Origin of the sequence: Thermoactinomyces vulgaris (assembly GCF_005886755.1) — a bacterium.
GTDB classification, from domain to species: domain Bacteria; phylum Bacillota; class Bacilli; order Thermoactinomycetales; family Thermoactinomycetaceae; genus Thermoactinomyces; species Thermoactinomyces vulgaris.
In genome coordinates this window covers 1,337,287-1,348,846 of record NZ_CP039710.1, presented here as the reverse complement: position 1 = coordinate 1,348,846, position 11,560 = coordinate 1,337,287, and the positions used below count along the sequence as shown (strand labels likewise).

The 11,560-nt window shown below is 50.0% G+C and carries 1 protein-coding gene; it reads right to left on the bottom strand.

Going from position 1 to position 11,560, the window contains the following annotated elements:
* Window positions 1-4: 4 nt before the first annotated feature.
* Window positions 5-11,557, bottom strand: coding sequence for a non-ribosomal peptide synthetase (locus tag FA954_RS06915; RefSeq protein ID WP_138614945.1), 11,553 nt, complete (start codon window positions 11,555-11,557; stop codon window positions 5-7).
* Between the last annotated feature and the right edge of the window lie 3 nt (window positions 11,558-11,560).

Below are 11,560 nucleotides of genomic sequence, written 5' to 3'. Positions count from 1 at the left end.
GCGTTTACAAATCGGAAAGCAAGTCGGAAATATCCTCCAGCTCCTCAAACGTCAAATCTTTGGAACTAAAGTCACTGGGGGTCCATTCTTCTTCTTCTTTGGATACGCAATGCCCGATGAGCCGGCGCAACTGACGAACAAACTCTTCCGCCAAACGGGCCACGGTTTCGAAACGGTAAACATGCTGATGATACTGGAAGTTCATCTCCAATCGTTGATCCATCACTTTACCGTAAATATTCAGCAGATAAGGGCTGGTCGACAACGGACTGAACTCATCGCCCGTCGGCATCGGGGACATTTGGAACCCTTGGTCTTCATTTTCCTGATCGAACTGCCCCAAATAGTTGAAACTGATCTCCGGTTTCAGGTTCCAGGTCATCCCTTCTTTTTTTACGGGGGAAGTCAGGTATTTCAAAATCCCGTAACCAATTCCTTTATTGGGAATCTTCCGCAATTGCTCTTTCACCTGCTTGATGGCATCCCCTTCATGGTCTGTATCCAGATCAAAAACAACCGGAAACGCCGTCGTAAACCAACCGATGGTGCGGCTTAAATCCACATCTTGCACAATCTCTTCCCGGCCGTGCCCTTCCAGATTGACGGCCACCCGTTCCTGCCCCGTCCACTTGCGGACAGCCAAGACCAGTGCGGTCAACAACAGGTCATTGATTTCGGTATGGTATGCATGGTGCACTTCGGTAAGCAATTGTTTCGTTTCTTCTTCGGTCAGTTCCACTTTGATGGTGGCGTGATCCATGAGGCGCCGCTCTGTCGGCAGGGTGAAATCCCTCGGCAGGGCCGGAACATCCGTATTTTCCACCTGCTTCCAATAATTCAGTTCGGACAAGGCTTGTGGTGAATCGGCATAGTCGGTTAACTTTTTGCTCCATTTTTTAAAAGATGTGGTTTTCTTGGGCAAAACAACCTCCTGGTTTGCGGAAACCTGTTGATAGGCGGTTGCAAAATCCTCCAGCAGAATACGCCACGACACACCGTCCACCAGCAAATGGTGAAGAATGATCAACAAATGATCCCCTTGGCAGGTTTTAAACAATCCCAATTGGATCAATTTGCCCTGGTTGAAATCATGGTTCCGCTGCAATTCATTGGCCATGGACTTAATGTGCGATTCCGGATCGTTGACATGCCGCAAATCAAATTCATAAAGGTTGAAAGACTCCCCTTCTGCCAAACCCCGGTTGATCTGCACCCATTTTTCGCCATCCTGCTCAAAGCGCATTCTCAGCGCGTCATGATGTTCCACCAGCTTGGAGAAAGCTTGATGCACCTGGTCTTTTTGCCAGCCATCCGGATGATAAAGCATCATCGATTGATTCCAATGATGGGCATTCATAAACTCCTGCTCGAAGAACCAATGCTGGATCGGGGTCAGCGGGACTTCCCCCTCGACGATCCCCTCATCATCCGCCGATTCGACCGTTTGTACATACGGTGCCAGTTCATAAATGGTGGGATGGTCGAACAGGTCGTTGATTTTCAGTTTGTAATCCCATTGATGCAACCGGGATACAATCTGAATGGCTTTGATCGAATCCCCGCCCAGTTCAAAGAAGTCATCATGAATCCCGATCCTTTCCAAACCGAGCACTTCTTTCCAGATTTGAACCAGCTTTTTCTCCGCTTCATTGGTGGGTGAGGTGTGTTTCTTACCGGTTTGAACCATCCCGTCCGGTTTGGGCAACGCTTTCTTGTCAATTTTTCCATTGGGGGTCAGCGGGAGTTGTTCCAGTTCCACAAAAAACGCAGGAACCATGTACTCAGGCAACTCTTCCATCATATACCGGCGCAATTCCGGAACCGACCAGGAATCCTTGGCCGTGAAGTAAGCACACAAATACGACGTCCCGTTTTCATTGGTCTGCGCCACCACCGCGGCTTTCTCCACACTCGGGTGTTTCAGCAACCGGTCTGTAATTTCGCCCAGTTCCACCCGGTGTCCGCGAATTTTCACCTGTTCATCAAACCGGCCCAGATACTCGATGTTTCCATCCGCCAGCCACCTTGCCATGTCCCCCGTCTTATACATTTTCGTCCCGGGGACAAACGGATTTTCCACAAACTTTTCCGCAGTTAACTCCGGACGGTTCCAGTAACCTCTGGCCAGCCCTTCCCCGCTGATGCAAAGTTCACCGGGAACCCCGACCGGCTGCAGTTGATGGTCTTTGTTGACAATGTACACCTGCTGATTGAAAAAAGGCTTTCCAATCGGTGTTTTATCCGAAGAACCGTCAAGCTTGGCGTAGGTCGTGCATACCGTCGCTTCCGTCGGCCCGTAGGCATTGATAAATGTGCGGCCGGCTCCCCATTTACCAGCCACCCCCGGGCTGCATGCTTCGCCTGCACTGATGATCGTTTCCAGATCCGGCAATTCTTCATGCGGGACGGACTGCAATACCGACGGCGGCAATGTAACATTGCTGATCCTTTTTTCTTTCAAATATTTCACCAGGTCATTCAAGAGCACCATTTTTTCTTCCAGATACAGGGTCGCCCCGACGGTTAAGGTGGGGAAGATTTCGGCAACCGATGCATCAAAACTGATGGATGCAAACTGTAAAACACGGCTGTGCTCACGGATCTCGTAAGGTTGGGCAATTTGCACCAGATTGCAAAGGTTGCGGTGCTCAATCATCACCCCTTTGGGTTTTCCCGTCGAGCCGGAGGTATAGATCATGTAAGCCAGATCGCCCGGCTGGTTGATGACCGGCAAATCGGAGGCGTCTCCCCTCATCAGTGACGGGCTGATCACCAAAACATTCCCCCGGTAACCGGCCGGCACTTGCAATCCCGGCTGCACCAACAACAATTTGGCCTGGCTGTCCTCCAACATATACTGAATTCGCCCGGCCGGATAATCCGGATCCACGGGGAGATATGCGCCACCGGCTTTTAATACCGCCAAAATGGAGACGATCAACTCCGGCGACCGGTTCATCATGATCCCGACAATCTGTTCGCGGCCGATTCCTTTGTTGCGGAGATTTCTCGCCAGTTGGTTGGCTTGTTCATTCAACTTTTTGTAAGTCCAGACTTCTTCTTTGTAAACCAGCGCCGGGTGATCGGGGGTTTTATTCACCTGTTGTTCGAACAACTGCTGAATCACGGCTTGTTTCGGATAGTCCGTCTTTGTGCGGTTAAAGTCCACAAGCAATTGCTGTTTCTCTTTTTCCGAGACAATTTCCAACCGGTCCAAAGGCGTTTCCGGATTCTCCATGATTTGTTCCATCAAGGTTTGCAGATGCAAAATCACATGCTGCATGTCGGACTCTGTATACACTTCCGTATCATACTTCAGCTTGATCAACCATTCGTCCCCGGGGTAAATGATCAATCCCAACCCATAGCTGTCCTGTTCAAACGCATCCAAACCGGCGATGGAAAATCCGAGATCTTTCTCTTTGCTTTTTAAAGCCTCCATGTCCAGCGGATAGTTTTCAAAGGCCATAATGTGATCGAACAGCTGATTAAACAATGGGGTGTTGGCCTGAATCTCCGCCAACGACGCATAATGGGCTTTTTCCGCCTCCAGAATTTCGCGTTGGGTCCGCACCAACAATTCGGAGAACGGTTCGTTTTCCTGCCGGCGGATCCGCACCGGGACCGTATTGATAAACAGCCCGACCATTTTTTCCACTTGCGGCAGGTCCGACGGCCTTCCGGATACCACGGTTCCGAACACAACATCATCCGTATTGTTGTATTTCTGCAACAACACTCCCCAGATCGCCTGGAAGAACGTACTCGGTGTCACATGATATTTTTGCGCCAACATCGACAACCGGTCGCTCAAATGGCGGGGAAGGCGGAAACTGACCTCTTTCTTTTCCAGTTCAAAATCGGTCTTCCTCCCGATGCCTTTGCTCAAAACGCTGGCTGTCTGTTCATAACCGTGCAAATAATCTCTCCAGAACGCTTTGGCTTCTTCATGGTCTTGTTCTTCCAGCCACCGGATATAATCCCGGTAAGGAGCCATTTTTTCCACTTTGAGCGTGGCATGCTTCATCCGCGCCCGGTACATGTCCAGCCAATCTTCCAACAACAGGCCGATGCACCAGCCGTCAAACAAGATGTGGTGAAAACTCCACACAAAGTGGTAACGTCGATCGCCCAATTTGAACAACGCAAAGCGGATCAACGGCTCATGCAAGGTGGCAAACCCTTTTTTCCGGTCCTCCCGTTTAAACCGGGTTAAGAAAGCTTCTTGTTCCTCTTTGGATTGATGGCTTAAATCCACAAACCGGAACGGAACTTCAACCTCTTTCAACACGGTCTGGAACGGTTGATTCAATTTTTGGTACAAGAAAACCGTTCGCAACACATCATGCTTTTGAACCAAATCATCCAAGCTCTTTTCAAAAGCGGCAAAGTCCACTTCTCCGTCCAAATCGATGTAAAACTGCTCAAAATATTGGATCCGTGTTTGGATCGCATGAAACAAAATCCCTTTTTGCAAAGAAGAGAGCGGATAAATATCATGAATGTTCTTCGGATCCAACACCGAACAAATCTGTTCCAGTTCACGAATCGACAGATCCCTGGCGCTGAAATCACTTGGTGTGCGAACCGGTTCAGCTTGCTTTAAACAGTGACGGACACACCGGGTCAAATGTTCCAAAAAGCGGCGTCCCACCGTCTCAATGGTTTCCCTGCGGAAGAAACGGTGATTGTATCCCACCCGGACTTTGAATTTGCCGTCTGCCACCATACTGTTAAACGTAAGCACATGCGGTTCCGGCGTCAGCGGGCTGAACCAGTCTCCAGTGGATATGGAGCCAAATCCCAATCCTTCTTTTTCAAACTGCCCGAGATAGTTAAAGCTGATCTCCGGTTCGAGCGCAAAGGACAAGTCTTGTTTGTGGTCCAAAGAGGTCAGATAACGCAGGATTCCGTAACCGATTCCCTTTTCCGGAACATGGCGCAACGTTTCCTTGACGCTTGGAATCACACGGGACAACTCCGTCTCATTCAGCTCGAAAACAACGGGATACATGGTGGTAAACCAACCCACTGTCCGGTTTAAATCCACACCGTCAAACAATTCTTCCCGGCCATGTCCTTCCAGATGAAGCGCCACTTTCGATTGTCCCGTCCATTCATGAACAGCCAACGCAAGTCCGGTCAACAACAGGTCGTTCATTTCCGTGTGATAAGCCTGATGTGCTTGGGTCAGCAGTTTCCTGGTGAGCTCTTCATCCAGCTCCAATTCGATCTCCCGCATGTCCCGATGGAGTTTTTCCCCGGTCCATTCCTCATCTTTGGGCAAAGCCGGCACGGTTTGTGAACAAACCCGCTTCCAATAACTTTTTTCTTTCAACATCTTTTTACTGTTTGCAAATTGAAAGAGTTGTTTTGCCCAAGTTTTAAAGGAACTGGTTTTTTGGGGCAACCGGATCTCCTCATGTTTGGATGCCAGATCATAAGCCGTTTGGAAATCTTCCAACAGAATGCGCCAGGAGACGCCGTCCACCACCAAATGATGAATCACCATCAGCAAGTAATCCCCTTCACGGGTGTGAAAAACCCCCAACCGGACCAGCGGGCCGTTTTTTAGATCGATCCCCTTCTGCAGCTTGTTCGCATATGCTTCGATGTTTGCCGGTTCCGATCCGGTCAAATCGAATACATCCAAGGTAAACGCCTGATGTTCCAAGGGTTGATTCGTCTGTTTAATTTCACCGTTTGTGAAATCATACGTCATCCGGAGCGCATCATGATGCCGGACCAACCCCTGGAATGCCTGACCGACCCAAGCCGGGTTCCATCCTTCACCGGAGAAGAGCATCATGGCTTGGTTAAAGTGGTGCGGCTCCTCGGATTGAAGGGAGAAGAACCATTTTTGAATCGGAGTCAACCGGACGTCGCCGGAAACCACTTCCTCTTCCTCCATCCGGGAGACACCGCGCCGGATAGAAGGAGCGAGTTCCGCGATCGTGGGATGACGGAACAACTGCTTGGTTTCCAGTTTCATTTGCTGCTGGTTCAACCGGGCCGCAATCCGGATCGCCTTGATTGAATCACCGCCCAGCTCAAAGAAATTGTCATGGATTCCGACCCGTTCGGCCCCCAAAACTTCCTTCCACACTTCGGCCAACAAGGCTTCGGTTTCCGTTGAAGGCTCCACATATCCGGCCGAAACTGCCTTGCGCAAATCCGGTTTTGGCAATGCGCGTTTGTCGACTTTCCCATTGGCATTTAACGGCAGCGAATCCATTTGGACAAAATATCCGGGCACCATGTAATCCGGCAGTTTTTTCTGCAAGTTTTGCCGCAGTTTGGAAACATCGATTTCACCTTCGGCCACGCAATAAGCGCATAAGTAAGATTGCCCTTTTCCATCCCGGTCCATCATCACAAAGGCTTCCCGGACCGCTTCTTCCTCCAGCAACTTCCGTTGGATCTCGCCCAATTCAATGCGATGTCCCCGGATTTTGACCTGATCATCCAAACGGTCCAAATACTCAATCGTGCCATCCGGCAACCAACGCACCAAATCGCCGGTTTTGTACATGCGCCCGTACGGTGCGAAAGGCTCCCGTACAAACCGCTCTTCCGTCAGTTCGGGGCGGTTCAAATATCCTTTGGCCACCCCGTCTCCGCTGATGCACAGTTCGCCGGGCACCCCGACCGGCTGCAATTGGTTCTCGGAATTCAGCACATAAAGCCGGGTGTTATGGAGAGGTTTCCCGATCGGAATAATTCCCCGCTCGATATGCTTGAACCCAACCGGACAATAGGTAGCGAACACGGTGGTTTCTGTCGGCCCGTACACATGAACAACGCGGTCCTCACCCAAAAACTCCACCGCTCTTTTCACATGGGAAAAGGAGACTTTTTCCCCGCCAAACAAAATTTTCCGGACGTTTCGCAAACATTCCAAATCCAAGTCAACCAGGGTGTTAAACAACGCCGTCGTGATAAAAGTGACCGTGATTTGTTCTTCCCGGATCAGCCGGGATAATTGATTCAAATCCAATAAAGCTTCTTTGGAGACCAAGGTGAGTTGCGCTCCGTGCAACAACGAAATGTAAATGTCAAAAGTCGATCCGTCGAAAGCATAATTGGACAATTGCAACACGCGATCCGAAGGATCCATTTCGATATATCCGTTATTAAACATGGTCCGGATCACGTTATAGTGCATGGTTTCGATGCCTTTGGGCGTACCCGTGGAACCGGAAGTGTAGATGATATACAGGACGTCTTCCGGGGCGTTGATATTCGGCAAATTTCCGGGATCCTCATCTTTCCAAACGTCCGGAGACAATCCGGCCACCGTCCCTTGATAAGAAACGGGAGCGGAAATCCCGGGTTCCACCAACAACATGGATGCCTGACTGTCTTCCAGCATAAACCGGATCCGCTCATCCGGATATTCGGGATCAATCGGCAAATAAGTTCCTCCCGCCTTTACAATCGCCAACAGGCTGACCATCATCAAGGGGGAACGGTTCACCATCAAACCGACGACACTTCCCCTGGTGACCCCTTGTTTCCGCAACCAACGGGCCATCCGGTTGGCTTCTGCATTCAACGCTTGATAAGTCAGGACTTGATCGCCCATTTTGACCGCCGGCCGATCCGGCGTTTTCATCACTTGCTCCTCAAACAACTGCTGAATGGTCTTCGTTCCGGGATAAGGAGCATCCGTCCGATTAAATTCGGTGACAAGCTGATGGCGGTCTTCCGGCGGGAGCAATTCCACGTCTGCTAGGCACTGCCCCGGATCCTTGGCGATTTGTTCCAAAATGTATAAAAAGGATCGGATATATCGTTGAATCGTTTTCCGTTCAAAAAGACGCGTGCAATACTCCACATGAAAGCGGACGGTGTCAGCTTCTTCCTTTGCTTCCCATGTCATGTCAAACATCGATTGTTTCCAGGGCAACGGCACACTTTTCACGTCCGCTCCGGGAATCCGGACGGCGGCTTCCTCCATGTTTTGCAAAACAAACGCGGTGTCAAAGAGCGGATTGCGGCTCCGGTCCCGATCCAATTGCAACGCCCCGATGATTTCTTCCAACGGATAATCGCCGTTTTCATAAGCTCCCAGCACCCGGGTTCTGACTTGTTGCATGTAACCGGCAAAAGAAAGTTCCTTTTTGGGCTGTGAACGAAGCGGCAAGGTATTGACAAACATTCCGAAAACCGGTTCCATCCAGGATTTTGCACGTCCGGCCACCGGGATTCCGACAATGATGTCTTCTTGTCCTGACAGTTTGGAAATCAACACCTTGTATGCCGAAAACAGCATCATAAACAAGGTGGCATTTTCTCTTTGCCCGATTTGCTTCAGGCGTTCCACCAATGCCGGTTTCACTTCAAAAGAAACTTTATCTCCGGCAAACTCCTGAACCGGGGGCCTCGGATAATCGGCCGGCAATTCAAGGATCGGAATCTCTCCTTCCAGCTGCTTGAGCCAATACTCTTTGCGGCGAAGGCACTCTTCCGAACCGAGCCATTGTTGTTGCCACAAGGCATAATCCTTGTATTGTTTGGAAAGCGGCGGAAGCTCCTGTCCTTGATACAGCGCACCCAGTTCACGGTACAAGATTTCTTCCACCGAGATTCCGTCCGAAACGATGTGGTGCATATCCAACAACAGGTAACAGCTCTCTTTGGCATGAATCAGGGCAGCACGAAGCAAAGGAGCTTGTCCCAAGTCGAACGGCCTGATAAAATCTGCGGCAATCCGTTTGACTTCTTCCTCCGAATCCGCGTGGAACATCTCCCACGTTATCTCTGCTTCGGCATGAACTTTCTGCACCAGTTCTTCATCCACCCAGTGAAAAGAAGTCCGCAACGCCTCATGCCGCTGAACCAATTGTTCCACCGCCGATTTTAACCGCTTTGTGTCAACATTTCCCTTCCATTCCAACAGCACCGGTGTGTGGTAAGTGGTGCCGATGTTTTCCATCTGTTCCACTGCATACAAGCGTTTTTGGACGGAAGACACCGGATAATACTCTTTTTCCTCTGCCCCCTCCCATTCATCCGGGATTCTCCCTTCCGCTTTCCGGATTTGAACGGCCATTTCCCGTAAAACCGGATTTTCAAACAAAGCCTGAATCGAAAGCTGAATCTGAAACTCTTCCCGGATTCTTGACACCAAGCGCATTAACTTGAGGGAATCCCCTCCCAAATGGAAGAAATGGTCCCCGGTTCCGGGCTCCACGTGCAAAATCTCTCTCCAAAGCCGGATCAACGTTTGTTCAGTCTCATCGGTGGTTTTCACCATCTCCCGGGTGGCGGCGACCTCCGCTTCCGGCAACGGCAAGGCTGTTTTATCCACTTTTCCGTTGGGAGTCAGCGGAAAAGCTTCCAAATGAATCAGATGGGATGGAATCATGAAGTCGGGCAATTCCTGCGCCAAGTGTTTGCGGATGTCTTCTTCCTCCCATCCTTCCCGCGCCGTGAAATAGCCGACCAGCCGATTTTCGCCGTATTCATCCTTTTGCACCAAGACCAATGCATCTTGAATCAAAGGATATTCCATGAGGCGTTGTGTGATTTCCCCCAGCTCAATCCTGAATCCACGGATCTTCACCTGATCATCCAACCGCCCCAAAAACTCGAGCCTCCCGTCCGGAAGCCAACGGACCAAATCGCCGGTTTTGTACATGATTTCACCAGGTTCATGGGGATTGGGGACAAACTTTTCCCATGTCAGGTCGTCCCGGTTCAAATAACCGCGTGCCAAACCGGCCCCGCTGATGCATAACTCCCCGGGGACGCCAATCGGTTGCAACTCGTGATTTTGATCCAAGACATAAACACGGTGATTGGCAATGGGTTTTCCAATCATGACCGGTTCGCCGTGACGGACGGTCCCGCTGGTGGTGACAACGGTGTTTTCCGTCGGCCCGTAGTTATTCACGATTTGATACGTTTGCGGAACCACTTTTTGCAGCCGGTCTCCACCGACCAGCAGGGTTTTTAAGCAATGGTTTTTGAGCTCCATAAATTGCTCTGCCACCTGCGTCGGCAGAAAACTTACCGTTACGCCTTTTTCCTGCATAAAATCATTGAGCTGCCGGATGTCGTAACGCAATTCCTCTTCAATGACATATAACGTCGCCCCGGCCACCAACGGCGGGAAAATCTCCCACACGGAAGCATCAAATCCAAAACCGGCATATTTGGTGCACCGGTCTTTTTCGGTGATGTGAAATTGTTGATTATGCCAATAAACCAAGTTAACCAAGGAAGAATGTTCGATCATCACACCTTTGGGTTTTCCAGTGGAACCCGATGTATAAATCACATAAGCCAAATCATCGGGCCGGACCGTCGATGGCAAGGGGCGCACTTCCCTGGTTACACTCCAATCCATTCCCGCCAAATCAAATACCGGGACATCCGCCGCCAAATCGCCGGACGCCGTTTTCAAAGACAGTAACATTTTGGCATGGCTGTCGCTTAACATATACGAAACCCGCTCCGGGGGATAATTGGGGTCCACCGGCAAATAAGCGGCTCCGGTTTTCAAAATCCCCAAAACCCCCACGATCATTTCCAAAGAAGGCGGGACCATGATGGCCACAATATCCCCTTTTTCAATCCCGTGATCCCTTAATGCCATCGCCAACAGATCCGCACGCCTGTTCAACTCCTGATAAGTCAGGCTGACCCCTTTGAATTCAACGGCGGTCCGGTTCGGCGACTTCATGACCCTCTGCTCAATCAGCCAGTGTACCGTTTGGCCGTCCGAAAACGCCCGGGTTGTTTCATTAAACTTTTTCAACAATTTCTTTTCTTGTGCCGTTACAATTTGCAGCTTGGAAATTTCCAAACGGGGCTGGCTGGTGACACTTTCAATGATTTGTTTCAGATGATGACCGGTCGCTTGGACCAACCCGCCATCATACCGGTTCGGATCATATGATATCCGGATGGTCAGGTATTTGGCAGGAATAAAGGTGACAATCAATCCAAGCCAGGGCGAATGCTTTTTGATTTCATAAACGTGGCTTTTATATTTTTTGATCCATTTTTGGTATTCAAAATCGTGCTTGGAATAGGAACGGTCAGCGACCACCACCAGATGGTCCAAGGCTTTTTCTTCCATCCCCGTCGCTTCATGAAACTTGGAAAGCGGAAATAAATAAAAATCAGAATGGACATTCGTTTCAGATAAATGTTGAAAGAGCTGGTGAAAGGTTTGAAAATCATCTTTGACACGGAGCAATCGGATTTCCGGATCGCAAGCAGAAACCTTCTTTCCGGAATGGTCGGCAAATGCAAACAAAACTTCTTTCTCTCCGCTGTATCTCAACAACAAACTGCCCCATACCCCTTGAAGCAACGAAGACAAAGCCCCTTGATACCTTCTGGATAACGCATAAAAACTTTCCGTGACGGACCGGCTCAGTCTGATTTCATAATGCTCCGTTGCTTCGGTCTTGTCCCCCATGTTTTCTTTGCCGGCCCATGTTTTCCTGGCGGGAATGAACACGCCCCCGTCATAGCCGCTTAACCATTCATCATAATACTTCCTGTGCTCACTCCATCGTTCCTTAACATTTGCCTTTGTCATGAT

Excerpts from the sequence above, each read along its gene's own strand:
- FA954_RS06915 (WP_138614945.1), bottom strand. The coding sequence starts at position 11,557 with ATGACAAAGGCAAATGTTAAGGAACGATGGAGTGAGCACAGGAAGTAT.